Raw genomic sequence first — 26,772 nt, 5'->3', positions numbered from 1 at the left:
GGTTTTGGTCTTTCATGTAGCGCTGTTCCTTGTTTCGTTGCTTGCGGATGGCTGACAGTTTCTTCAGTTTCCCCAGCTTCCTTCGATGCGAACTGTATTTGCGGCGGATATACTTATTTTGTCTGCCGCGCCCGACAAACTTGGTTTTACCTGTGGATGTAACCACGACTGCCGGCACTTTCAATCCCAGATCAACACCCATCGTTGCATCGCCGACCGCTTGTTCGTTTTGCATTTCGACGGAAACCTGAACGTACCATTTTCCCGATTTCTCGACGACCTTTAAAAGCCCGCGTTTTCCGCTTGCCAGAAGGTGATTCTCACGTTCAGTCATACGGGATGCGACCCTGAGTCGCTGTACTTTCCCATCCATTATGACCGGGAATGCGATTGTGCTGCCGTCAATCGAATAATTTTGATTGTTCACGTAGTAGGCTCTACGCCTTAAGATCGGACGTTTCTCTTGCTTTTTCGTTTTCTTATGGATGCTTCTTGCATCGCGAATGACTTGATTCCGTATCGCTGAAGGCAGGTTAGCTCGAATGTCTTTTGATGTTAGTTTGGGGAATGTCCCGGCACATTCTGCTTGCATGGTGAGTAAATTTACGGTGTCGATATAAGCTGTCCCATGTTCGCGCAACAATGCGGGATCGACGGGAAATATGCGAATCTGAACCGTTACGGTTTGCATCTATTCACCTCCTTCAGGAACATTATACCAAACAAACGTTCGCATCGAAAGAGTTGTGACAAAATGATGGCACTCGCTGCTGCATAAAACGAGATCAGCAATAATGTAGGAAAATTAAGCTGGCCTGCGGACAGCCCTGTCGATTCATCCCAAGCCTAAAGGCAAGGGCTTTCTCGACTAAAGTTCTGTAAATCTCAAATCTATTCCGTATGCAACGATCTTACTGATCAAATCTTCTATAGGTTCAACCGTTTCCGGCTTTACAATTTCTCTTGAAATATAATATCCCGCATTCTGATCCAGCAACTCGAATCCCTGTGGTTCAAAAACATATTTATATATTCTCGTGTTCTTCATTGTTTCATACCAGGAATTCTCTACAGTGATAATCGTTTTTGCGACTGTATTTGAAAAATAGATTCTCTCATCATTATTGTTGACTTCTGAAGAATAAGAGTAAATGATGCGCGGGCAATCTCGAGGAAAAAGATAATTAATAAGATGCTCTTCATCTAACGCCCACACGACTGGCGGCATGTCGGGGTAGACTGTTGATAGCCGGGGGATGAATTCATTGATATTTGGATCTTCGCTTATGTGAAATAGCAAGTCATCACCTCTGGTAATTAACTAATGATCTTGACTCCGCTTGTCTCTCATTTCTTTCCAAATTAAATCCAGCCTACTTATTATTCTCTCGTCATTCTTTATCCTCTTCCTCATTAAACTATCAATACTAATCAAGCCTAATAATATAAGCACCAATAAAATATACAAAATAATCACTCTCACCACCTTGTCACGTTTTTCTGTTGTTACCCGATCTCAAATTCATAACTGTACCAACAACTAATGTCACTGCAATTATAGTCATATAAAATAAAACCTCATCTTGATCATGAACTCGATTAATCAAGTCATAAAGCATAATTAATTCAATTGCCAGTGCCACAATCCAAATGACAAACGGAGTATTCTTATTCAAGACAGACTCTTCCTTTCTGAATAACATCAAGAATTCTAAAGCTGGGGCACAGTAATTGTCCTACCTATCCCCTACTCAGCAGCATCATCACCACTATGCCAAGAGGAAACACTGAAAACACTCCGACAATGATGACAAGTTCCTTCTTGATTTTTTTACTCTGCAGTCCCCAGAACATCAGAGATACTATTGCCCCAAATAACATATTCATGGGAACGTTAATACGATTCTGAAAGTCATAAAGCAATGGGAATAGTAACCCGCAAAGCAAATATAATCCGATTTTCCCGAACCCATTGTTCAAGTACTTGATGTACCTAGTTGCAGCATCAATTAACATCGAACTAATGATTCCATATGTATAAACTACTGTAGCTGTTATGATTCCGATCCATAATGCAAAATAACCACCACTTCCGATCACCGCATCGAATGCGAGGCCAGCAATGAGTGTAAATACGATAAAAGATCCCGTCGCTGAAAATAACTTTCGCAGAATATACAAAACGATTTTATGCTCGAACAATTTTGGCAAACTGACGGGCGGGTCAAGTAAGACCTTCTCGTGTTCGTAACCACAACTCCAACAGTAATCCGGATACTCAGAATGAAAACAAGACTGACAAAGTGCTTTATTGCAACTTGTGCATTGCTTGCTAGCATCATCGGACTCGTGATAATAACACTTCATAGAAAACTTTCCAGCCTGTTCTTCACCTTATTCCATTCTTCTTGAATGATACTATAAATAACAAAATCTAAATTGTAATACTTTTTCCTAAGAATTCCTTCTTTTACTGCCCCTAATCTTTCAATTGCCCTTTGTGATCTTACATTTCCGGTTGATGTCACGATCTCTACCCTACATACTTTAAGAACTTCAAATGCATACTTTAACATCAAATACTTGGTCTCCGTATTTACTCTTGTTCTCCAAACCTTCGATGAATACCAAGTCGAACCTATATTTAAATTATTATTTTCCTCAGAGATTCTCAGGAACCTCGTGGTCCCAACAAACTCATTCGTTTCCTTATCAAGCACCGCAAACGGGTACATTTCGTTCCTGTCTCTACCCGCAATTGCTTTTTGAATGAACACGCTCATATCCTCAATCGAATTAATGCGGACAGGATAATTAGCCCAGATTTCCGGATCCCTTGAACAATGAAATAGAGGAACAGCGTGCTCTGCCTCCAATGGGACTATTTTTACTCTTTCTCCCTCAAGTTCTGAAAAAGAATACATGGATTCACCTACCTTTCAAACAACCTTCAAAATCTCTTGCAACTGTCTTACGGTGTACTTTGGCTGATATTCATTCGATAGTGCTAGCCCGCCTCTGTTATAAAAACAGAAGTCTATCCCCGCATTTCTGGCTCCGTGATAGTCATCCGATAATGAATCACCTACGAAGAGCACTTCACTGGGAGAAAGTTTAAGCTCATTCAGCGCCATTTCAAATATCTCTTTCCGTGGTTTTCTGACACCGACTTCATCTGACACTATTATTGACTCAAAAACATCTTTGATGCTCCCCATTTCCAGTCTTTTCCTCTGAGCCTCACCAATTCCGTTCGAGATAATGCCTAGTTTATACTGTGATTTCACTGTATGGAGAACATCCTCAGCACCTGCTTCGAAAATGCACGTATTACAAAAATAATTCCAGTATGTATTGGAAAGCGATTCATGGTGTGCCCGATTCATGTTTAAAGAATCTCGAAACGAACTGATTAATACATCTTCAATTGATTTGTGAGAACCTCTTTTGTTGACGAAATCCATCCAGTGTCTAGAATTATGTTCCAAGTAAATCTTCCAAAATGCATCCCACTCCACGTTGTCTTCGAAAACTAAATTGTGATCCTGAAGTGTTTTCTTCATCGAATGCAGCTCACTCATAGAGTAATCCAAGAGCGTATTATCCAAATCAAAAATAATAGCGCTGTACATAACATCATCCCCTGCGCGATTGTCTTTTTAATTTATTGTAAGCAATTTGAATGAATGAAATTACAGCAAATAAGCTCACCGATGCCACTAGCCAAACGACCCACGAAAGTTCAAATACAACAAAATACGTATCGTGATATTGAAAATCGTTTGTTTCTTTATTAGCTACGGATTGAAGCACTTTGAGGATAACGAACGCAATTAAAGGGATGATCAATGCGAGCAATAAGCCAATATGTACCTGTCTCTTCGTCAATGGAATTCTCCTTAACACTCTTACTCGATCATGCGTTTTTCATAAAACACGATTGTCATTTTATTGTTAATTTGTGTTAAACCTCCTGCTCTTCGATAGCCCAGTTTCTCGTAAAGATAACAATTCCCCTGCTCTTGTAAAATAGTATCCAATCCCCATACTCTCGCATCATTATATTTGTCTTCAATTATTGAGAATACCTCTTGGGCAATTCCTTTCCCTTGATGTTCGGGCAAGATAAATATCGGGCTGACACGATAGGTTTTATTTTCTTTCTTTACAACTCTAATTGCACCTACTGAAGTATTCGAGCTTTGTATAATGTAATAGTCAGTAAACGACTGTTTCATCCGATCTATTATTCGTTCCACAGATTCATTTGCTGGGCTAGTTTCATAATCTTCATACTTTTCTAACAGAGGCATAAATGCTTTGATTTGCATTTCATGAATAGTAGATGCTTCATTAAGGCCTGATTTGAATAAGGTGATATTCATTTTCAGTTTCCTCCCACCTTTGTTCCAACAAATCCTGTTCCTTCAAGAAACTGGACTCAACGACCTTCACTGCCACTTCATTTCACTTTTCCGACTCTGGCTGTGAGTTCCAAAACCTTCTGAGTATTTATTTTCTAAAAACAGAGGCAGTCTTTCCTTCATTCCTTCAGCTAGCGGGAGAAATGGCAATTCGTCTTTATTGACCCAGTACAGTTTGCCTTCCGCAGTTTGCTCTAGAAGTTGACCGGTAAATGAACTTGTTCGATAACTGAAAACGAGATATTTGTCTTTCGTATCTTCATTAAACCAATATACGATTCCGCACAATTCGAGATTGGATATTTCCAACCCCGTCTCTTCTCTGATCTCACGAATGGTGGAATCAATAATGCTTTCTCCATCCTCTAGATGCCCTCCAGGAAAGGCAAGACCTGTCCAAGATTTAATGCGATCCTGAACGACGACGCGATCCGTTTCCGGATCATAGATCATACACATGTTGGTAAGCTTTACGGTTGACAAATAAAACACCTCACGGACTGGACATGATGTTACTTGCGACTGGAATCTTCTCTTTTATCCAAAGTATACCAGTTAAAGCAGATGGTCAAGCAGAACAATAACTGAAAAAAAATTAACGGCGGCACAGTAAAACGAACAAGCAAAAGTGAACCGACCCGCACCTATCTGATCGCGTCACATCGTGACGCCCGCCGCTGCCAGTTGTCGTACATTTTCGCTCTTTTGCCGATATCCCGTTTACTCAGAAAAAGTGTGATGCACCACTTTTGTTGCAAATTGCAATGATAGAGTCACTGACATCCTCGCTTTCAATTCCATCAAGCGCTTACTGAGCGAAGGGGATATTGACAAAAGAGAATAAAAACAAGCTGGCTCCGTATACATACTGGAACCAGCTTGTTTCCTCATCATTCCTTACTTCACTTACGAACTCCGACGGTGTAAATTTCGCATGGACCAAGCTTAGCCGCGATTGAAACACTTTGACCGTCCAACTGCGATAGGTGATCGCCGGCGCGTTCGAGCACGTCGCTCTTGTACACCGCCGCACCTGAAGTGCCATCAGCCAAGCGTGCGTGAAGCTCCGCCGCTTCGGGGCGCATGTTGTACCAGCGAAGCATCAGGTCGCCCGTCTCCGCTGCTATAGTCGCCGAGGAGAAAGCGATGCCCTCGCCCCCCCACGCCATGAAGGAGTGGCGCGGAGCGATCGTTCCCCCGTGGACGCCGGTTTGAACGGCCGTCCACGGCACTTGGAACTGGTATGCTCTTGCGAAGGCACCGTTTGCCGCTCCGTCCCCTTGATGCGGGATGATCATCAGCTCGACCGTACTCTCGCCAAGACATTGCGCTTCCGGCGTCGGGAAGACGCCCCAATCGCCAAGCTCGGCAACAGCGCGGAGCAACGTAACCGCAATCGTATTCCGGCCGTCCCGCAACACTTCGTACTCGTTTAGCCCTTTGTTTGCGATCGTCAAGCCCTGTTTCCCGTCGCTGACATCGGCGAACGCCTGCTGGTGCTGGGCGTTGCTCGGATTCCCCCACTCAACGGACGGTTCGTTGTCACGGACCGGTACTTCGAAGATCGCATCCGCCCGGTGTACGGCGGTGACCAAATCCGTCGGAAACAAGACGCGAACGCGGTGATCTTTCGCCTGGTTGTCGAACGTGGCGCGTACGCCGACGCCGCGTCCAGAGCGCTCCAAACTGACGACAGTCCGAATCGTAAGCGGCACTGTTTCCTTCACCCGCTGCGCCTTCCGCTCTGGGAAGTAGACCGCCTCCCGCTTCTCCCGCTCGAACAACTCGTCGGCAGAAGCCGGCACGGCCCAGCGGTGAACGATTTCGATCGAAGCACGATGCGCGGTTTGTTCGACCACATTGATTTCCGCCGTTAAGCCCGCAGTCGTGAGCGGCTGTTCCCCAATCGGCTGCTTGTACATATACTCGTTGCCGATATCGCCCGTATCCTCGTACACGAGCAAATCCCGGAACGTGCGCCCGTTTGTTTTGTCCGTAACTGCTAGCGAGCCGTTATCCGCGATTTCAATCGCCAGATAATCGTTTTCCAGCGTACGAGCTCCGGTTACAAGCGACGAATGCGCAGCTTGTGGCAACGCGGTCGTCTGCGCTTCCCTCACCCATCCGTAAGCGTTCAATCCGAGCGCCGGCACACCGGCCGCTTCGAAGACAAGTTTCACGCGTCGCGCCCAGTAAGGCTGACGGAACTTATCGTTCGGCAGGTCATAGCCGAACTGCAAACCCTTGTCTTCCATCTCGCAAGGTACCGCCACGCCGTCAGCGTCAACAAGCGTACGTCCCGTGACGTCAACCGCCTCCATTCGGCGGACCATCTCCTCGTGACCGAAGCCTTCGCGGAAGTAGATGCGCTGGGCGTCCAGTTCCACTTCGACCGTTCCGCTGCGCTTCCAGCCTGTCGTATTAAACACAACAAGCGGCAGAGCATCTTTCCCGAACCGGGAAAACACGTTCGTATCGACTTCGCTTGCGATCGCAAGCTTACTGCCATCGACGATCGTCTCCGCGACATGCCGGCTTTTATCGAACCGGGTTACCATCTCGCGATGCACCTCGTCGACGCTGCAACCGCATATGCTATCGTGCGGATGGTTCTGCATAAGCGTCTTCCAAGCGTACGTCATCAAGTGGTGCGGATATGACGACTTACCGAGCAGATGAGCGAATGCCGCGAGCGGTTCGGCTACTTTCTCCAACAGTGTCTGCCCTCGCTGATTCATCTGTTTCAAGTAAACGCGCGCGGATGCCGTATTGACGAGCGTGGACCAGCCGTCCGTCCGTTGACTGCGCAGTTCGCCTTTGACGACGGATAGCTCCGTGTGATCGATGTTGAGCGAATTACGCACCGACGCCAAGTAATCCGCAAAATTCGAATGAACGAATTCCGTCTCCGGGTTCAGCTTACGCGCCAAGCGGATCGCCTCCGACAAGTCCGTCTGAATCGGTTGGTGATCGCAGCCGTTCATGAACAGCAGCTGACCTGTCGACGCATACTTGCCCGCTTCCGCGAGCTTGCGGTTCCAATAGTCTTTCGCTTCCGCTTCGTCTGTCGGCACTTCATTCCCGTTGCTGTACCAGTTAGCAAACAGAATGCCGAGCACGCGAGAACCGTCAGCCCCTTCCCAAACAAGCTCCGAGAAGGACGATTCATACGCGGAATCAGCGACCGTATTGTTAAAACCCGTCGGCTTGACGCCACGGCCGAATACCGCATTGTCGATGCCCGCCTGCTTCAAAATTTGCGGCGCCTGGCCGATGTTGCCGAACGTATCGGGGAAATAGCCGACTTTGGCGATTGTCCCGTAACGCGCCGCATCTCGATGACCGATCTGCAAATTGCGCAAATTGGCTTCGCTGCTCGTCAAGAAAGCGTCTTGCAAAATGTACCACGGCCCGATATGGATGCGGCCTTCGCGAATCCAATGCTCCAGCCGCTCTCTCCGGTCAGGACGCACCTGCAAATAATCTTCCAGAATAATCGTCTGCCCGTCGAGATAAAAGCTTCGATATTCCTCATCCCGCTCAAGCGTATCCATAAGCGTATCTACAAGTTGAATGAGCAGCACATGGTGCTTCTCATAAGGCAAATACCATTCGCGATCCCAGTGCGAGTGGGAAATAATATGCGCGGTTCGCCCGCCAGTCGCGTTCGCCATGTTCATTCCCCTTTCTATTCCTTAACAGCCGTGAATTGCACGTCCACTTCTCCGGGACGGTATACCGCCGTGATGCTGCCATGTTCATCCGTCGCGAACAAAACTGCACGCTCCCGCTCCAACTTGAACGTATAATTCGCGCCTGTAACGATATCCTTCACTTCGACTTCGGCATCAAAAGCGTACTCAGAGACGAACACGAACAATGCTCCATCCCGATATTGCAGCTTACGTCCATAGACGCCAGGCAAGTCTCCGCCTTGCAGCCATTCCAGATCTTGACGGCATCCTGCGGCAGCCAGCGCATGTTCGTATAGTCGGCTAATTACTTCCGAACGTTCGTTCAACTCAACGGGCAGCGGACACCAGATGATCCGGCCTTGTCCATAAGCCGCCTCGACAATGGAATCGGAACCGATGTGGGCGCCTGCACCGCCTTCGATGACCGAATCTTGTCCTGTGCCATTGCTTGTGCCAACCCCTCCGTCCCGAACTTCCTTACACACTTCAGCAATGCGCCGATTGCCGTAAGAAACCGAATAGAAAGCATTCCCGATCGAAAGCCGCTCTTCGCGCACGACGTTACCCGTTTTTCCGGCACCGAAAACATCTGTCAACCGATCCGTCGTCCGCCAATAAGCGTCAAAGCTGAGTGGGCCGGAGTACAGCAGCGTCGCGCCCGTCCGGGCAACGATGTCGAGCAGCTTCGCGAATGCGTCGTCGTCGAAGTTGTGAGCCGACGGCACGATAATGAGCTTGGCAGGCTCGGATTCCAGCGCCTCCAGATGATATTCCGAAACGCCGCGGAATGGCACTTTCAGTTCGTAGCCGAGCACGCGGGTCAACCGGGTCGTGGCGTCAAATGCCAGTTTGCGGTTCGAGAAATCGTTCGAGTAAGGGAATACGACGGCTACCTCTTCTAGCTTCCGTTCCCGGAACAAGTCGCGAATGTTTTCCATAAAGCTGCCGAACCGGTACGATACATCCGCCTCCGGCTTCTCCGTCCCATCTGCTCGCAAGGCGCCGATATGCGATTCGTTGGCATTATCCATATAGAAGTTCGTATTCCATATCCAGTGAATCGCTCCGGCTCCGCCGGTCGCGAACGCATAGGCGTACTTACGCTCCAGCATGGCGCGGAGTTCTTCTTCGGACCGCTTCGCGAATCCGGCCGGCGTCTCCACGTACATAATGCCTGTTTCCTGAACGACATTCGGCTTGTCGAGCGTTTTGGCGAAAATACCGTCCCACAGCAGATGATCGTTCAACCACCATGAATGCACGGTCGTATAATCCGCCGCCTCTCCGTAGAAAAACGGAGACGGCCGCTGCGCCCCAAGCGCTTCGTCCTGACCGACCGCTACGATCTGATTCGGGCACTCGTCCTTAATGGCATCATAAAGCTGCTTCGCCCAACGGTTGTGCATGTCCATGGAGAACAGCACGTAATCGAGCCAACGCGTGCCTCTCTTGCCTTGATGCATATCCTGCACATCGAAGTTGATGTCTTCGGGCTCCGGAATGGCAGCCGCAGCGAAGTCAGGAAGTTCGCCCGAAGTCATTCCCCATCGCTCCTGCAGCTTTTCGATCGAACCATGCCGCTTCTCAAGCCATTCCACATACGCCGCTTTCTCGAACGAGTCATGGCATGAGCGCGGTCCGTTGGAGAAAATGCGCGGAGGATCAAACATCGACGGCTCGTTAATTAAATCCCAGTCGATGTTCGTCGTTTCCCGGTGGCGGCTGACGATGGAGCGGACGAACCGCTTCTGAGCTTCTACGCTGCGCGGGTCGAGATACGGATTGACGCCCTCCCAAGCTTCCGGCGTAAACGAGAAAAAGGTGAACGTGACTTGCAGCCCGTGCTTCTTCGCCGTCATGATGAACGCATCTATCGAACGCAAAGCCTCTTCCGAAGCATGTCCGTCGATTTGCATGATGTTGCGATACGCCGTCCAGATGCCTGTGCGAATCCAGTTGATGCCTGCCTTCCGCATCTGGGCCATATCGCGGTCCCAGACTGCAACATTCGGCAGGAACAGAAATTTGCGAGCGACGTCGGAAGTCATGTACGTCATGCCGACGACAGGCATCGGACGCCCATCTTTCTCGAAATAATCTCTGCCGAGTCCAAGATGGCCGCCCGTGCGGAGCAATTCGGCGTCCGCTCCCCAGAACCCTTGACGCAGGACGCGCGTCTGCCCGTCAGCGCTTTCGGCGAGGCATTCCACTTGGTAGAAACCGCCAGTCAGATCAAGGTCGAGTGGAATCCGTTTGATCGCAAGACCGTGTCCGACATCGAGGTTCACTATATGCTCAATCGCAGCCTCCGCATCTTCTTGGTGGCTCACGCGAATGTGAAACGTCCAAGCTGTTGCCGCCACAGCACCTTTTTCCTGTCCTCGGCACAGCTTCTGCGCTTGCAACGTCAGCATCGGCCGCTCGTTCAACTCATAGGATGCGTAATTCGGCTTCAGCCACAGCTCAGTAACGCCCGCCGCGCAGAACGCCATCCAATCCCGCAAAGCGCCAAGACCGCCGCGTTCCACGAACGATTCGCCGAGCGGCACATTGACGAACAGCCAACGTCCGCCCGCGAATTCTCCCTTCGTGTTCTCCCATAAGACGGCAGGTGCGGCGACTTCTCTTTCCTCGGACGATATCCCTTTCAGAACGGGATAAATGTGCGCGTCCATCGGGCCCGCCGAGCCCATCTGGTGTGGCAAGTCGCTCGATTTTGTAACGTGCGGCACCAGGTTCCACGTGTCTGCGACATCTAGCAACGATTCGTGTCCTTTGAACAATGGAATATCCCCGTTTGCCGCCATCTTGACAACGGGAGCAGCCCGAACGGGCAGCATCTCGTGAATACGCAGTTGCCTGTGGTATGCTGTCTGCTCCGCCCCGATAACCCATGCTCCGTCCACTTTCCTAACCGGTATGCGGAACGGGGCGCCTCCCGCGCTGATCAAACCGCCGCCGCGTTTGAGGAACGCGAGCAACTCCTCCCATGCCTCTTCAGGAAAATACGGTGCATGCAGCGATACGAAGCAACCTCCGTCCGCCTTGCTCAGCAGATCGGCAAGCTTGTCGGCATCGACCACTTCGCCGAGCGCGTTCAATTTCTCCAAATCCTTGAATTCCGCATCACCCGGAAAATCACGATCGTAGAAGATGATCGACTTAGGCATCGAGTAAACCCGCTTTCATCGTCTTATAGACAAGCTGGGAAAACAAACTGTTCGACCATGCGAACCATTTGCGGGTAAATTGCTCCGGGTCGTCCGCATGGAAGCCTTCATGCATATATCCGGTGTCCGCATCCGTCGCTTCCAACGTAGAGAGCATCTCTAGCTGCTCTTCTGCGGAAGCGGCTGTCAAGCCTTGCATGGACAACGCCATATGCCAAATATAATCCGGCGGCGTATGCGGGCTGCCGATACCTTTCGCCGCTTTGCCTTCATAATAGAACGGGTTATGCTTGCTCAGTGCGAAACGCCGCGTATTCTGATAGATAGGATCGCTCGCGTCCGCGTAACCCAAATAAGGAATGGAAATGAGTCCCGGCGTTCCCGCATCGTCCATCAAGCAATAATTGCCGAAGCCGTCCGTCTCGTACGCGTAAATCGGTCCGAATTCGGGATGACGGTAGATGCCATACAGCTGGATGCCATGGTTGATTTCCCGCTCAAGCTTCGCCATTTCTTTCTCGAAAGACAGGTCGCGGAACACGAATTCGGCAATTTCCCGCATTTGGCGCAGCGTGACAACGGTGAACATATTGTCTGGAATATTGTAATGGAAATCGCAGGCATCGTCGCTCGGCCGAAAGCCGGACCAGATCATGCCCGTGAAATTGACGGGCATGCCTATGCCGTCGTTCATAAGCGAATCGGTCATAATACCATTATCGCGTTCGAAGCGGTACGGCGAATGCTCGAAATGGTACTGCTCTCTTCTCCACAAGTCTACCGTCACGCGCATTGCCTTCTTGAAGTCCGCATCGAAAATGTCCGCGCGTCCCGTCTCTTTCCAATACGCGAAAGCGAGGCGCATCGAGAAGCAGATCGAATCCAGCTCGAACTTCCGTTCCCACACCCACGGCGACATTTCCGTCACATCGTCCGCATTCCAATGCCAGTCGTTCGCCATTTCGTTAAACGCATTCGCATACGGGTCGATCTGGATGTAGCGCATATGGAGCTTAATCAGCCCGCTGATAACCCGCTGCAAATCCGCGTCGTTCTTAGCAAGCGGCACATAATGGATCACTTGCTCGACGGAGTCGCGCAGCCACATTGCAGGAATGTCTCCCGTAATGACGAACGTTGTACCGTCATCCAGCAGCTTTGTCGTCGTCTCAAGCGTGTTCGGGAAGCAGTTCTTGAACAGCCGGAGCAGCTTCGGCCGATGGGCGAGCCTCGTTTCGGCTTCGTTCAGCACGTCTTGTACAGCTTGCGGCAGCTTCAGCGGCGGCATGTCGATCTTGGGCAATCTGAATTGTTCCATGAATGACTCTCCTATTCTTTAACGGCGCCGACCGTCAACCCTTGAATAAAGTACCGTTGGAAAAATGGATAAGCAAGCACGATCGGCCCTGTCGCGAGCACGACCATCGCCATTCGTGACGTATCTTGCGGCATCGATTGCAACACGCCTGCCCCAAGCGAAGGATTGTTCGAGTTTTGCAAAATAAATTGCATGCTGTTCTCGATTCTCATCAGCATCGATTGCAGCGGTACGAGGCTTGGATCCTCGATGTAAAGCAAGGCGTTAAACCAATCGTTCCAATAACCGAGCGTGCTGAACAAAGCAATCGTCGCAAGACCCGGGAGCGCGAGCGGAATCACGAGACGGAGAAAAATGCCGAACTCGCCCGCCCCGTCAATTTTGCCCGATTCGATAATCGCATCCGGAATCATCGTGGAGAAAAACGTGCGCATAATCATAATATAGAAGGCATTGACGGACAGCGGCAATATCAATGCCCAGATTGAATTTTGCAGGTTAAGCAGTTTGGTCACCACGATATACGTCGGTACGAGACCGCCGTTAAACAGCATCGTGAAGAAAGCAAGGAACGAGAAGAAGTTCCGGTATTTAAATCCTTTGCGCGAAATCGCGTAAGCGAACAAGGATATGAATACGAGGCTGATCGCCGTACCGACGACGGTAACGAATATCGTAATCCCGTACGAACGCATCAGCTGATCGGCCGCTTTGAACAAGTAACGGTACGCCTCTATGCTCCATTTCTCCGGCCACAGGGAGTAGCCATTATTGGCTAGCGTGTTCTCGTCCGTGAACGAGATGATCGTGACGAACAGAAACGGAAAAACGCACGCCAGCGCGAACAGGCCGGCAATCAAATTAAATATAACGTTCCACGCAGGCGAAAGCCTGTGGAAATCGCGCGGTTTGACCAAGGATGCCATGAAGGTTGCTCCTTTCTCCTGCGCCCGGCTTAGAACAAGGCGTTATCCTTGTTGAATTTGCGGACGACGTAATTGGACGTAATAACTAGCACAAACCCGACGAACGACTGGTACAAACCGGCAGCCGTGCTCATGCCGATTTCTCCTGTTGTTTTCAAACCGCGATACACGTACGTGTCGATGACGTTCGTTACGGAATACAACGTACCGGAATCGCGCGTGACCTGATAGAACAAACCGAAATCCGCGTAGAAAATGCGGCCGATCGCAAGCAGCGTCAATATCGTCATAAGCGGCGTAAGCATCGGGATCGTAATGTTGCGAATCTGCTGCCACTTGTTGGCCCCGTCGATCATCGCTGCTTCGTACAACGATTTGTCGATGCCCATGATGGCTGCTAAGTAGACGACGCTGTTATAACCAAGCGATTTCCAGAGAAACACGAGGACGATAATGAACGGCCAATACTTCGGCTCGGAGTACCATTGCGTAGGATCCATGCCGAATGCAGTAGCGATTTTGTTGACCATCCCCCGGTCGAAGCTGAGAAAACTATATACGAAATACCCGACGATGACCCAAGACAGGAAGTAAGGCATGAACATTCCCGTCTGATACCACTTCGCCAGCTTTTTATTTGCGATTTCGGAAAGAACGATCGCCATGGCCACAGCCAATACAAGGCCGATGAAAATAAAAACAATGTTGTAGAGCAGCGTGTTGCGGGTAATGACGAACGCATCATCCGTGCTGAACAAGAACTTGAAGTTATCGAAGCCGACCCACTTGCTGTCCATGAAGCTGGTAAAAAAATTGCCGCTGTTGCGATACTCCTTAAAGGCAATGGCCGTACCGAACATGGGCAAATAAGAGAAGCAAATAAACCACAAGGTTGCGGGCAGCACCATCAACAGCATTGCTTTGTTGCGATTGATGTCTTTCACGAAACGCCCCAACGATCTCATGCGAATCACCCTTTCCGGTGAAAGTAAAATCAAGCTGTCGGATATGGACATAGGGCGTGTCTGAATACTCCGAAGGCAGCAAATTTTGCCGAATTTTCGTTCCATGCAAGGAACTTTTGTGAAGGCGTACCGGGGGTACGTCGAGCAAAAGTGACGAAGCAGGGGGCGAAAAGGCGGTGAAAGATGCCCCTGAGCGAGTTTTCAGACACGCCCTCGCAACACAAACGGGCGAATGTCGAACATTCGCCCCCTTGCGTTTTCCAATTGTTTCTTACTTGCCGTTAGCTGCTTTCCAAGCGTCGAGCTGCTTTTGCGCCTCGGCTTGGATTTTGCCCAAACCGGCAGCGTTCAGCTTATCGATGGCTTTAGGCAAATACGTCGCTGGATCAACCGATCCCGTCATCAGCGGCGCCCAGAAAGCTTCTTTTGCGTTCTGTACGGCAGCGATTTCGTTCGACACCGGCGACGGATCGAAGTTAAAGCCAAGCAGAGTGGCCGGTTTACCGGAAGCGTTGTATTTCTTGAATTCTTCCCACTTGTTGGCTGGATCGCCAGGGTTCAAGTACGTCAGCATAACGTTACCGAGAGAGAACGTCGGCATGTCGTAGTTTTTCGATTCCGGCAAGTTCTCCATGTAGTCGCCTTCGGTTTTCTTGAAGTGCACGCCTTCGATACCGGAATCCACCATGTTGCGCAGCACTGGATCAGTGTTAAGCAAGTTCAGAAATTCCATCGCTTTTTCTTTGTGTTTGGAATTGGCGGAGATCGCTTGCATCGAGCCCATGACCGACCAATTGTAGATGAGCGCGTCGCTTTGCGGCGTCGACACGATCGGATAACCGTAGCTGGTCGACCAAATGTTGTCCGCGAACGGCTGAGTCGTCGCTTTGTCCACAAACCATTTGCCCGTTGCCATCGCATCCGAAGACGATTCAAGCGTCGCAGCCTCCGTCGGGATGTAGCCGGCTTTGTAATACTTGTGCATCGTCGCGAGCGCTTGCTTCATCTCCGGCGTGTCGAGCACGTTCACGACTTTGTAGCTCGTATCGCCAAGCTTGACCGCAAGCGGGAATTTCTCGACCAGGTAGTCGTAAGGCACGTACGGTCCGAAAGTTTTGTCCACTTGGAACGGCGTGATGCCCGGATTTTTTTCTTTGACGGCTTTGAGCAGCGGCTCAAGACTTTCAAGCGTACGAATGTTCTCGATGCTTAGCTTGTCCTGGTCGAGAATGTTTTTGTTGAAGCGCCATACTTCTTGTGCAGGCAGCTCTTTATTGGCCGGAATGCCATAATTTTTGCCGTCGACTTTGGAGCCTTCCAGGAACGCCGGATCGAGCACTTGCTTGATGCCCTGACCGTATTTCTCCAGCAGCTCGTCAATCGGAGCGAATGCGCCTTTACGAGCATTTTGTACATAATCGAAAGCCCAAGACGCAGTAAACATAATGTCCATATCCGAGCCGGAAGCTGTCAGCACCTGCATTTTCTGCGTGTAGTCGCCCCAGTCGATCTGCGTCATTTTCACGGTAGCGCCAATTTTTTCCTTCGTGTACTTGCTGACTTCTTCCATTACTTTGTTAACGTCTTTCTGCGGCGTGCCGATCGTGTACCAGCTCAGTTCGACCGTTTTGTCCGAACCGCCTGCATTGGAAGAGTTATTCGATTTGCTGCCGCAGCCGCTCAATACGAGCGAAAGCGCGAGCGCGGACGAAAGCCCGACAGTCAGTTTTTTGCGAGTGCTGCTCATTTCGGTATTGCCTCCCTTTTCTGTGTGTCGCAAGCCTTGATGCATGTTCTATTTGTATCTTAAAGAATGAAAACAGTTTCAAAAATAGGAGGAACTAAAGATTACATGGACAAACTAAAGAAAAGGAGCCGCCTAGCTCGCCCGATTTCCCGAACAGACTATTGCAGCCCCTTGTATTCGCCCGGTACGATGCCGACGTGTTTTTTGAATTGCTTATAAAAATAACCGATATCCCAGTATCCCACCTGCTTGGCGATTTCATTCACCTTCAAGTGGCTGCTCGTCAGTAGATGCTTCGCCTTATCGATTCGGAACTTGTTTATGTAATCCGCGAACGATTCGCCAGTCTGCTTATGAAATAACTGGCCCAAATAATTCGGATGGATATGGTACATTTGCCCAAGCGACTTGAGCGTCAGCGCTTCCTCGTAATGATCTTGAATATAGCGCAATACTTGCTTGACGATTGGGCTCACGTCCTCGCCGGCAAACGAATCGATCGTGCGTATCGCAGCTTCCTTGACAGCTGCTTCGACACCGTCCAGCGTGTCCGCGGACACCACTTGATCAAGCGCCGCCTTGTACGCTTCCGTCGAATCCGGCCGATTCAGTTTGTCCGTCTCCATCTTCATATGGATCAGCAGTTCAACAGCCGCGCCTTTTGTTCTCGCGGGATTCAAGCCCTCTGTAAGGCAGATGACCGAGAAATCAGCTGCGATTTGGCTTAACAGTCCTTCTTTATCCTTGGCCATAATAGGCTTCGCATATGTATCCCAATCCAACAGTTCGGAAGGAAGGCGCTGCTCGGCTACGGATTGAAGCTGTGCGTAATCGATAAGCTCGCTGTCAGGCATAACGAGGAAATACTGCTGCGCCTTACGCGCTTGCTCATAACTAACGCTTGCTTCGGCCATGGCCACAGAATCGCCTATCGAGATTCTCATACCGATGTCCCGGATTCCGCCAGTCCCATTCATCTCCCGAAGCGTCCCCGCTATTTTACGCTTCTCCAATTCAGGATCAGTCATTCCAAATGCAAGGACCGTGTTACCGTCCACATCCCGAAATCGAACGTACCCTTCCGTCGCTTCGAATCGTTCATCCAACTTGCTGTCGACCATCCCTTGATCGCCTTCCGCTGTTCGAACGATCGCCACGACCACGTAGGGCCACGACAAATCGATGCCCAGCAGCGCCGTCCTCTCCGCAAGTTCGGGGAATGCAATTCGCCCGGCGACCCAGCGAGACATAATGTTATCTCTCAAGATGTCGATCTCGTCTTCTCCGAAAACTCGATCCTGTTTCTCCGCATTTAACTTGGCAACCGTGCCGCTTAAGGTGGCTTCCAATTCCTCGAAATGAACCGGCTTGAGCAAATAGTTCTCGATCCCCAGTTTCATGCCCGTCTTCAAATAGTCGAATTCGTTGTATCCGCTAAGCACGATCACTTTGAGATGAGGCAGCGTCTCTCGGGCGTGTCGAATAAGCTCCAGGCCGTTCATGATCGGCATCGAGATGTCCGTAATCAGAATATCGGCCGGCACTTGCTTTAAGCGCTCCAGCGCTTCTTCCCCGTCTTCCGCGCTGCCGACGATTTCCAGTCCGAACTCGGACCAGTTGACCGCATCGATCAGCCCTTCGCTAATGAACGGTTCATCGTCCACAATAAATACTTTATACATCTTTGTCTTTTTCCCCCGCTTCCCGTTCCTCCGCGGGCCAGCTAACGGTAACTGCAGTCCCGTTCCCTTGCTCGCTCTCGATATGAATGCCGTAGGTCGGCCCATACGCTAATCTGATCCGATCGTGTACGCTGCGCAAGCCGAAAGATCCGCTTTCTTCATCGTCAGGCGACTGCAGAGCTTGAAGGATGGCCGAGAGTTTATCCGCCTCAATCCCGTTCCCATTGTCGCGAACGTACACACGGACGGTTCCAGCGTCATTGACCGCCTCGATGGATAACCGATTATCGTCGCGCCGCGAATCGACGCCGTGGACGATATAATTCTCAATGATCGGCTGCAGCAGCATTTTAATTACGGTTATGCCCAGCAATTCGGGCGGGCATTCAATCGAATAACTAAACTTGTTTTTGTAGCGAATTCGAAAAAGCTCCAAATACAATCTGCACATTTCCAGTTCCTCGCCAAGCGTGTTCGACGGTCGCGAGCTGACGGAATGCCGAAACAACGTCGCCAGACTGAAGATCATCTCCCCGACATCTTTCGCGCCTTGTGAAATGGCCCTTAGCCGGATGACCTCCAACGTGTTGTATAGAAAATGCGGGTTCACTCTCGCTTGGAGCGCGGCAAGCTCCGTACGTTTCAGTCTGATCTCGGACTTATATTCCCGATCGATATGATTGACCAGTTCGTCCAGCATATCGTTAAATCCGCGCGATATTTGTCCAAGCTCATCCTCCCTCGCATCATGTAGGCGGGCGCTCAAATCGCCCCTCTCGACCTTCTTCATGAGAAAGACGATTCGTTTCGTTCTTCTGGCGATGTTAACGATGACAAGCGATGGAATGAGAATGGTCACGGCGATGCAGGCGATGGCGATCAACATTAACGTTCTTCTCAGCCCTGCGTAAGCAGCGTCGATCTCTCTGGTCGGGGCGACGCCTACAACGATGTAACCGGCTTTGTTCTGGGGCAGAGCGGAAATATACGAAGGCTCGTCCAACATCTCGACGCTGCGCAATGAGCCGATTTGCTCCATATACGGGTATACGCGACCATAGTAACGGTTGGAAGAATCGGACAGTACTTGTCCGTCCGGCGTCAGCACGAGAATCGCGCCCTTCAGCGATGCACGGTCTTGCTCCAGCGCCCTGTTCACCAAACCTGCGTCAAAATAAACGAGTAGTTGCCCGATGTTTTTCAGCGTATTTTTGTCGTTTAATTGGCCGTGCATTGCGTACAGTTGGGGGTTCCATTGCCCGATCGCTTTACGGACCCACACGTTCGGCGTTCCGGCAGCCGGCCCTTCCGCCGCCATCACATCCGGGATATAGGATCGGGTGGCATTAACCGGGATCAGCTTGCGCGGGCCGAGCGATTGGTATACATACATCATCTGCTTCTCATAGCTGTACAGAATGACGTTACGAATGTCGGGGTCCAATTCCATTCTGTTGGCGAAAAAATTTAATATATCTGAGGCATTCTCGTTGCCGCCCGCAAGATTCTGATCCGTCATGTGTTGGATATAGTCGCTGTAAGGATGTGTGAGAAAATAAGACATGTTGTTCGCAAGCACATTGTTGCGGTAGATTTCCTGCACCGTTAGCTGGAGCCAGTCGTACTTCATCTCCATGTAACGGTTAACCCGCTCCATCGCCTGTTTCTGATCGTTCAACTCGCTGCGCACAACAGAAGCCGACAGGAGATTAAATAGCAAATAGGAAAGCGTAATAATCGTCAAGGTGACGATCACGACGAAGATGAAGATGACTTTAACGAATAAGTTTTTGCGCAGATAGTCGCTGTAAATGTTCCGTAGTCGCACGTTGGTGCCTTCTCTCGCGCTTATTGTCGTTGCCAGACATTATAACATGTTCTGGCAGAACGCCAATAACTGCCCGCGTTACGGGCAGGTGCTTATAATTTGCTTGTTGGACAACTAACTCATCGAGGCAGCTCCACTTTCGTGATCTGCCTTGTTCGACGAGTGACGATTAAATCAAGCTCTTGCTCGATACTGTACTTACCGACTTCACTTTTGATTATTCGTATTTTCCGCGTCTTGCCATTTGGCTTCAAGACTCTAATGATTTCATTGTCAATTTGTACAATTCGGACTCTCATCGTTCTTGTGTCTTTCAGGATCAAATCCAGTGCCAACAAAATGGCAAGCACAAAGAACATCATAAACAGAACCGAGAATAATATGACAAGCGGGGTACGTTCAGTATATAGGTTCAAAAATATTTGCGTTGCCGCTAGCAGAGAAAAGCAGATGGAGGAAATTAGCAAGTAACGAATAGAACCCAAATATGATTTCATTTCTCTCCCCTAATCTTCAAGGCTAGGAATGTCCATTTCCTCCATCGCTTGATTGGAATCGTAATCGATGTAGATTTCAGTGATTTTAACAGTGTTTTTGTCGTATATGAAACTCATCTTGTTTTTGTTGACGATAACACTCAAACTATTCGTTGTTTCAGCCGCGGTTTCTTCAACGAGATCTTTCCCATACACTTGTTTGACTTTTTCAATTGAATCTCCAACAACGACGCCGCGCTTTGTAGCTACGTTGATTAATTCAACCGAGACGATACGTCCCGATTTGTTGGTCGCATTAAAGAGATAATCGAAGATCAAATCTGCGTGTTCCTTATTCGGGTAGGAAATTTGAAACCAGTCGTACTCCGTATCCTTCACGTTGCCTGCTACCCTTGTCCGAACATTCTCCTTATTTTCCACAAAAGAAAGCTTTAATTCAGATGTCAATTCTGCAAGAGAAATTCGATCGTTTAAGATCAAATTTTTGTATGGAACATCGAGGTCATCAATGGAAATCTCTGCAATCGCCACCATATCACTTTTTCCTCCAAATTTACTTTCCAGTGCTACATCTATTCACTTGACTGATCAACCCTGTTTTTCAATTGGAAAATACAAATAAAGCTCGCCGTTAGTTTCTACCGGGTTATAATATTCGTGAACTGCTCCAACGATGGTGAAGTTATGATTTGGCAAAAATTCATTGACCATCTCATTGAATATCTTTTGGTATGTATTATGATTGCACTTAATGACTGCGTACTTATATGCCGGGATTGTCCATTTCGTCCAGCCCGCCGGAGCAATTGCATCTTCCAACACTTCGCACCCCGCTAAATATTTGCCTTGATTCGTCCATCGATTAAATTGACCGAATAAATCGCTCATTGCACCCCAGATGCCAACGATATTGCCTCCATCATCAACCTTCGCTAGCGAGCGAATTTCTTCAAAGTTACCGTTCGCCTCTTGCCAGAGAGTCGGAATCCAACTTTGACTTTCGGAGGCGTATCCCTGCCCTAGCTTACCAATGACTGTAAATGCCTTTTTCTCTTCAAAATGAACGGACATAAGTCTCCTCCTGACGATTTGGTTTCCGCGAGCGTTTGCGCCTGTCTGCAGCATGTGTATGATTTTTCAACCACATGTAACTGCTCGGACGCCAACCCGTCGCACAATCCCCCATTATCTCCTAATCGTACCAAACGTTATCTTCATATTGGGGGCATAAGTTAACCAAGATTTCTCACTAAATTCTTGTGACAATAACAGCTCAGCTTCATATTGTTTTTCCGCCTCTTCACGGGTCAATCCTCTTGTGGCTAAGCTGTTCAAGACTCCATCCTTATCGCCAGGAACTTGACCAATCCCTTCTTCTTTCAGTGATAGGTAGAGTTTTTTCTTATTCAGCGCTTCCATGTTTTGATCCAAGAAATTTACCTTATCGCTTACCCTGCACTCTACATTCTTTACGCCTAATTGACTTAGCAAAATGGGGACTTTCATTCCGATGTTCCCGTCTTTACCGGTCTGCTTGGTATCTTCTTCGAACAATTTCTCAAGTACTCCCAATTGAATGACCTTCGATTGATCAAGTTTGTCGAATCTGTAATTTGCCATGTTGGCGATCCAGTGAGGTTCAAAACATATGATTTTCCCATCCTGAACGACGCTTTGGATCATTTTCTTAAGAACGGAGACTGGTTCATTCATATGCAGCAAAAAAGCGTGGCTCATTGCTATGTCGTATTTGCAGTCGATATTGACTTCCTCGATGTCTGCTACAATAAACTCGGTTGGATAGGGAAGATTGGCATGTAGTTCCTTTGCGTGTCGGATTAATTCCTTGCCTTTGTCAATTCCAGTATAAAATGAACCTTCCGGCAGTAATGGAAGCAGCTTGAGACCAAGAAACCCATAGCCACAACCAAAATCAATTATTTTAACAGGCTTATTGATCTTCCAAACTTTTTGCACCAGAAAATCAAGGTAATCGTCATTGTAATATAGTGACCGTGTATTTCTAAGATATTCGATCTGGCTATCCCAATAATACTCAGACATCGCGATCACTCCTCACGATTCATCGTTTTCCTTATTCAACCCATGATTTAATATTTTTAGGAGAATTCTTACCAGCAAATAAACAACTATCGCTCCCGCACTATTCATGATTACATCATCAATGTCCGCACTCCCCAACCCCGAATAATACTGGAGAACCTCAATCGAGATGTTAGTAGCAATGAGAAACACTATGAAATTACGGGTTCTTCTGAAGTAACGGTGCAACAGAGGAAGAAGAAGTCCCAGTGGCATTAGCATCACAAAATTCCCAACGAGATTCATGAACCAAGTATGGTAGTTATAATGTTCCTTTTGATATAAGTATTGTTTAATCGAACTGAAAGGCAATAAATTGTATGACCTATACCCATACCCCATAAGGTGCATTCTATCTAGCACTAAGTATTTAGTTAAGATCAGTACATATACGACAAGGCAAATCCAACAACAAATTCTAATTGCCAACTTCATCATCGCGGTAACTTGGTCTCCTCGAATTCAATTTAAAAGCACTACTACTTGAAATAATCAATTTGACCCGTTTTTTGAAACCGTCTTTCTTCCTTGACTTCTTCTAGATATCCTATGATTTCTATATAGGGCGTTTCAGTATCGAGCTTTTGGTTTCCTGCAAATTCTTCAATGGGGGCAAATAGATCGACAAATATTTCCTCATTGGGCTTGATATTCAGTTTATTGTTTCTCGCCATAACTTTGAAATCATTCGTTCTACCGCCACTTGTCGTTTTAATCAAATAACTTAAATAGATGTCGTTTTGAGCGATTTTAAATTTGGATAAATTCCGCAATTTAACGGTGTATGCATTACCATTCGGTAATTTCGAATAACTTACTAACTCTAATTTAATCTGATCTATATCCGATGGTTTAACCTGTATGGTGGAATTACACGCTGTTATGGAAAACATCAACAACATAGTTGAAACGATGTACATAAACTTACGTACCATCGTAACGCTCCTTTCCACGAATATCCACTATTTCCATCTTACACTTATCGAATGGTGATCTTCAATACAAATTTCGAAGGGCCTTTCTCGACAAGCTTATTCCCCCAACCACGATATCGAAGCTCCATACCGCTTGGGCGAGATGCCTTCCGCCCGCTTGAACAGCTTGCTGAAGTAGTATAGATCGCCGATACCAACTCGTTCCGCGACTTGCTGAACGCTGTATTTCTTCAGTCGAAGCAGTCGCTTAGCTTCTTCCAGTCTGAGACGCAGCAAGTAATCCGAGATCGATTGCCCCGTCGCCTGGCGGAAAATCGTACCGAAATACTTCGGCGTCAGCGCCGCTCGTTTCGCCAATAATCCCGCATTGATCTTTTCCGTAAAATGCTCTTCCATATAAGCGATGGCGCTAAGGACGAGATCCGCATGCGTATGGTCGATTCGCACGCCTTCCTTCGTCATCAATTCCCCGTGGATAAGCCCGATCAGGCGCAGCATTCCGGCTTTCAGCCATATCCACGAATCCATTCGCGATTCCTCGAACCGAATCCGAAGCTCACGAAACGCCTCATAGAACGGTTGAACCGCGGCCGGCCTAAGCGTCTCCGGGATGTCGAGATCTGCCACTTCTACGGTCGGACGTTGACCGAGCCATTTCTCTTCCGCCGGTTCACCGCCATCCGATGGAAGTCCCAAGTACACCGAGTATGGAGAGAAATCCATGCCTTCCCCGAGAAAAACGTAGTCGAAGTGGACGGCGAAACATTGCATCGGCGCCTCATCATCTATCGTCATTTTGTTAAACAGATGAGGCTGTATATAAACAAGATCGCCTCCCTTGATCGTATGCAGGCGATTCTCAATGCGAATCGACCCGCTCCCCTGCACAACGTAAATTAACTCGTGATCGTAGATGACCCGATCTGGAACGCGGCTTCCAGCTGGCAATTCGATTTCGTGTACGAAGCGGACGTAAGGAGAAATCGTCCGATAATCTATCTTTAACCGTTCGCTCATATGTCCTCCAAGTGTAATTCGACTTTTTTACAAATTTATTAAACTTCTCTCCATCGTAACGCGATTCCCGTTCGATTACAATCAAGTCAACCCCAACTTCAAGGAGGATAAATCAATGACGAATATGACGCAAACACAATCACCGATTACACAAGAACATATCGACTTTTATCAAGAAAACGGTTTCGTACAAGTAGATAACATGCTCTCTCCAGAAGAGCTGGCAGAGCTGCGCGAATATTTGGAAGAGGCGATGCAGACGGAAGGCGATCTGTCGCAGTCGACAGACAAGAAAGGTGGGCTCTATTATCGCGTGCTGAATCAAAAAGTGAATCTGTGGCGCGATCACGCCGGTATGGGCAAGTACAGCTTTCACCCTCGCTTTGCAGCGTCCGCTCTGGCGCTGACAGGCGCTTCCGGCATTCGTTTCTTCCACGACCACGGCTTGTGGAAAATGCCCGGCGACTCCAAAGCGACGCCTTGGCATCAAGATACGCCGTACTGGCCGATCAACGAAGCCCAAGCGGGCATGATGTCTCTGTGGCTCACGCTGGACGACGTCAACGAGGACAACGGCTGCATGGCGTTCGTGCCGAAATCCCATAAGCTCGGTAAGCTGACCGGCATCGACTTCCTGAATCCGCAAAATATTTTCGACTATGTCGACGGAGGACAGTCGGAAGAGCACAAACCTGTCATCGTTCCGCTGAAAGCCGGCAGTTGCACATTTCATAACGGATTAACGTTCCATTACGCTCATTCGAACGTGACGGACAAACCGCGCCGCGTGCTGGCGATTATTTTCATGCCGGACGGTGTTACGTTTAATGGCAAAAGCCATCCGGTGACGGATGGATGCGGTTTGCAAGCAGGCGAGCCAATCAAGGGGCCGCTCTTCCCGCTGCTGGCCAATGCCGATGCCTAACGCGAACAGCCGCGTCATCGCGGAGCCTGTTGTCGACTGGCCGCATATTCCTGAAACGATCAAACTCGGGTACACTCACGGCATTGCCGTTGATTCGCAGGATCGTATCTTCGTCTTTAATATGAGCGAACACGCGATCGTTGTACTCGACCCCGAGGGGAACTACTTGTTCTCTTGGGGAGAGGAGTTCGCACGCGGCGCCCATGGCATGCATCTTTACCGGGACGCCAACGGCGAAGAATGCCTGTTGCTCACTGACATCGAGCGTCATCTCGTTGCCAAATATACACTGGACGGACGTGAGCTGCTTACTTTCGCAGCTCCTCCTCCATCCGACGCGTATGATCGTCCCGAGAAATTCGTACCGACCGACGTACATGCTGCACCAAATGGGGATGTATACGTCGTAGACGGGTATGGTCAATATTATGTGCATCGTTACGACAGCCAAGGCAATTGGCTGCAAAGCTGGGGCGGCCGAGGCAGCGGCGACGGGCAAATGCAAGAACCGCACGGTCTATGGATAGACACGCGCGGCACTGAGCCTTCGCTATATGTGGCCGATCGTAGAAATCAACGCTTCCAGCGTTATACGCTCGACGGCAAGCTGCTTCATACTTACAACGGCGATTATCTGCTGCCATGCGACCTCGTCAGCGACGGGCAATATTTCTACATTCCCGATTTGAACAGCCGTATCACGATCGCCGACCTGGATTTCCAGGTGCTCGGACATTTCGGCGAACAACCGAAGCACTGGCAAGACAAGAGGTGGCCGGACATCCCGGAATCCGAATGGACGGCCGATACGTTCGTCTCTCCGCACTCGATGTGTCTTGATCGCCAAGGCCATCTGCTCGTCGTCGAATGGGTGCCGCGCGGACGTATCACGAAATGGAAATGGCGATTGGCGGATTAACAAAAATGCACCAACAAGTTAGGCCATAATGTTTGTCAGCCGTCCGAACTGCTCGATCTCGACGGCGACGACGCGCAAAGGGGATGTCCCATCAGTCATAATTGACTAAGGGACATCCCCTGTTTTGTGCTCACAATTTATATTTTGCGGAGATGAATCTCTTCCTGGTTGCAGCTCCATCACGGGTTGCCAATTGACGTCCAGAGATACTGCGCCAAACGCATTTAATTCGAGCGCTCAAGGCACCTCTAGCCCGGAGATACTACGCCAAACGCATTAACTTGAGCTCCCAAGGCACCTCTAGCCCGGAGATACTACGCCAATCGTATTAACTTGAGCTCCCAAGGCACCTCTAGCCCAGAGATACTGTGCCAAACGTATTAATTCGAGCGCGCAAGGCACCTCTACCCCGGAGATAATGCGCCAAACGCATTAACTTGAGCTCCCAAGGCACCTCTAGCCCAGAGATAATGCGCCAAACGCATTAACTTGAGCTCCCAAGGCACCTCTAGCCCAGAGATAATGCGCATTAACTTTATTGCTTTAGACCGTCTATATAGAACTTATTTATGAGACAGCCCCTATACTGTCATATTTAAGCAATGTCCATCGACAAAACGA

The 26,772-nt window shown here is 49.0% G+C and carries 23 protein-coding genes; 2 read left to right on the top strand and 21 right to left on the bottom strand.

The features are described from left to right. From ACFPOF_RS24350 to ACFPOF_RS24250, 21 genes are all read right to left on the bottom strand, one after another. The coding region (locus tag ACFPOF_RS24350) for a transposase (protein ID WP_378137571.1) at positions 1-691 on the bottom strand (691 nt) is incomplete at its 3' end. Positions 692-868: 177 nt separating this feature from the next. Further along, positions 869-1,300, bottom strand: coding sequence for a DUF6886 family protein (locus ACFPOF_RS24345; RefSeq protein WP_378137569.1), 432 nt, complete (start codon positions 1,298-1,300; stop codon positions 869-871). Between the two features lie 190 nt (positions 1,301-1,490). After that, positions 1,491-1,676: a hypothetical protein gene (locus ACFPOF_RS24340; RefSeq protein ID WP_378137568.1), complete on the bottom strand. Its 186-nt coding sequence runs from the start codon at positions 1,674-1,676 to the stop codon at positions 1,491-1,493. 687 nt (positions 1,677-2,363) lie between these two features. Beyond that, complete coding sequence (locus ACFPOF_RS24335) at positions 2,364-2,924, bottom strand: GNAT family N-acetyltransferase (RefSeq protein ID WP_378137566.1); 561 nt, start codon at positions 2,922-2,924, stop codon at positions 2,364-2,366. A gap of 15 nt (positions 2,925-2,939) precedes the next feature. After that, on the bottom strand, positions 2,940-3,632 hold the full coding sequence (locus ACFPOF_RS24330; RefSeq protein ID WP_378137564.1) for a YjjG family noncanonical pyrimidine nucleotidase: 693 nt from the start codon (positions 3,630-3,632) through the stop codon (positions 2,940-2,942). 276 nt (positions 3,633-3,908) lie between these two features. Beyond that, positions 3,909-4,385, bottom strand: coding sequence for a GNAT family N-acetyltransferase (locus ACFPOF_RS24325; RefSeq protein WP_378137561.1), 477 nt, complete (start codon positions 4,383-4,385; stop codon positions 3,909-3,911). 66 nt (positions 4,386-4,451) lie between these two features. Then, on the bottom strand, positions 4,452-4,916 hold the full coding sequence (locus ACFPOF_RS24320; RefSeq protein WP_378137559.1) for an 8-oxo-dGTP diphosphatase: 465 nt from the start codon (positions 4,914-4,916) through the stop codon (positions 4,452-4,454). Between the two features lie 410 nt (positions 4,917-5,326). Beyond that, on the bottom strand, positions 5,327-8,098 hold the full coding sequence (locus ACFPOF_RS24315) for an alpha-mannosidase (RefSeq protein WP_378137557.1): 2,772 nt from the start codon (positions 8,096-8,098) through the stop codon (positions 5,327-5,329). 14 nt (positions 8,099-8,112) lie between these two features. After that, entirely contained in the window at positions 8,113-11,289 is a 3,177-nt protein-coding gene (locus ACFPOF_RS24310) for a beta-galactosidase (RefSeq protein ID WP_378137555.1), read from the bottom strand. Then, positions 11,282-12,607, bottom strand: a complete 1,326-nt coding sequence (locus ACFPOF_RS24305; protein ID WP_378137553.1) for a glycoside hydrolase family 125 protein — start codon at positions 12,605-12,607, stop codon at positions 11,282-11,284. The genes ACFPOF_RS24310 and ACFPOF_RS24305 overlap by 8 nt, the downstream gene beginning before the upstream one ends. Before the next feature lie 11 nt (positions 12,608-12,618). Then, positions 12,619-13,533, bottom strand: coding sequence for a carbohydrate ABC transporter permease (locus tag ACFPOF_RS24300; protein ID WP_378137551.1), 915 nt, complete (start codon positions 13,531-13,533; stop codon positions 12,619-12,621). 29 nt (positions 13,534-13,562) lie between these two features. Further along, positions 13,563-14,498 carry an ABC transporter permease gene (locus tag ACFPOF_RS24295; RefSeq protein ID WP_378137549.1) on the bottom strand — a complete coding sequence of 312 codons (936 nt, stop codon included), beginning with the start codon at positions 14,496-14,498 and terminating at the stop codon, positions 13,563-13,565. Positions 14,499-14,769: 271 nt separating this feature from the next. Further along, entirely contained in the window at positions 14,770-16,245 is a 1,476-nt protein-coding gene (locus ACFPOF_RS24290; RefSeq protein ID WP_378137547.1) for an ABC transporter substrate-binding protein, read from the bottom strand. A 158-nt stretch (positions 16,246-16,403) separates the two neighbouring features. Next, positions 16,404-17,927 (bottom strand): response regulator, encoded by a 1,524-nt coding sequence (locus ACFPOF_RS24285; protein WP_378137545.1) that lies wholly within the window; start codon positions 17,925-17,927, stop codon positions 16,404-16,406. Next, positions 17,920-19,755 carry a sensor histidine kinase gene (locus tag ACFPOF_RS24280; RefSeq protein ID WP_378137543.1) on the bottom strand — a complete coding sequence of 612 codons (1,836 nt, stop codon included), beginning with the start codon at positions 19,753-19,755 and terminating at the stop codon, positions 17,920-17,922. Before ACFPOF_RS24280 ends, ACFPOF_RS24285 begins: the two co-directional genes overlap by 8 nt. A gap of 506 nt (positions 19,756-20,261) precedes the next feature. Beyond that, positions 20,262-20,786, bottom strand: a complete 525-nt coding sequence (locus tag ACFPOF_RS24275; RefSeq protein WP_378137541.1) for a hypothetical protein — start codon at positions 20,784-20,786, stop codon at positions 20,262-20,264. Between the two features lie 54 nt (positions 20,787-20,840). Next, positions 20,841-21,323, bottom strand: coding sequence for a GyrI-like domain-containing protein (locus tag ACFPOF_RS24270; RefSeq protein ID WP_378137539.1), 483 nt, complete (start codon positions 21,321-21,323; stop codon positions 20,841-20,843). A gap of 114 nt (positions 21,324-21,437) precedes the next feature. Further along, on the bottom strand, positions 21,438-22,316 hold the full coding sequence (locus ACFPOF_RS24265; RefSeq protein ID WP_378137538.1) for a methyltransferase domain-containing protein: 879 nt from the start codon (positions 22,314-22,316) through the stop codon (positions 21,438-21,440). Between the two features lie 12 nt (positions 22,317-22,328). Continuing rightward, positions 22,329-22,790, bottom strand: a complete 462-nt coding sequence (locus tag ACFPOF_RS24260; RefSeq protein ID WP_378138534.1) for a VanZ family protein — start codon at positions 22,788-22,790, stop codon at positions 22,329-22,331. A 44-nt stretch (positions 22,791-22,834) separates the two neighbouring features. Next, positions 22,835-23,290: a hypothetical protein gene (locus tag ACFPOF_RS24255; RefSeq protein WP_378137536.1), complete on the bottom strand. Its 456-nt coding sequence runs from the start codon at positions 23,288-23,290 to the stop codon at positions 22,835-22,837. A 96-nt stretch (positions 23,291-23,386) separates the two neighbouring features. Further along, the gene (locus tag ACFPOF_RS24250; protein ID WP_378137534.1) at positions 23,387-24,307 is read right to left on the bottom strand and encodes a helix-turn-helix domain-containing protein; all 921 of its coding nucleotides are present in this window, start codon (positions 24,305-24,307) and stop codon (positions 23,387-23,389) included. A 115-nt stretch (positions 24,308-24,422) separates the two neighbouring features. Between ACFPOF_RS24250 and ACFPOF_RS24245 the strand changes: the two genes are divergently transcribed. Together ACFPOF_RS24245 and ACFPOF_RS24240 are read left to right on the top strand one after the other, a co-directional pair. Then, positions 24,423-25,232 carry a phytanoyl-CoA dioxygenase family protein gene (locus ACFPOF_RS24245; RefSeq protein WP_378137532.1) on the top strand — a complete coding sequence of 270 codons (810 nt, stop codon included), beginning with the start codon at positions 24,423-24,425 and terminating at the stop codon, positions 25,230-25,232. Further along, positions 25,225-26,151: an NHL repeat-containing protein gene (locus ACFPOF_RS24240; RefSeq protein WP_378137530.1), complete on the top strand. Its 927-nt coding sequence runs from the start codon at positions 25,225-25,227 to the stop codon at positions 26,149-26,151. Before ACFPOF_RS24245 ends, ACFPOF_RS24240 begins: the two co-directional genes overlap by 8 nt. Positions 26,152-26,772 lie beyond the last annotated feature (621 nt).

Origin of the sequence: Cohnella soli (assembly GCF_042655525.1) — a bacterium.
Lineage (GTDB): Bacteria > Bacillota > Bacilli > Paenibacillales > Paenibacillaceae > Cohnella > Cohnella soli.
Note: the sequence above shows the minus strand (reverse complement) of the source record. Positions and strands in the feature narration are given on the sequence as shown.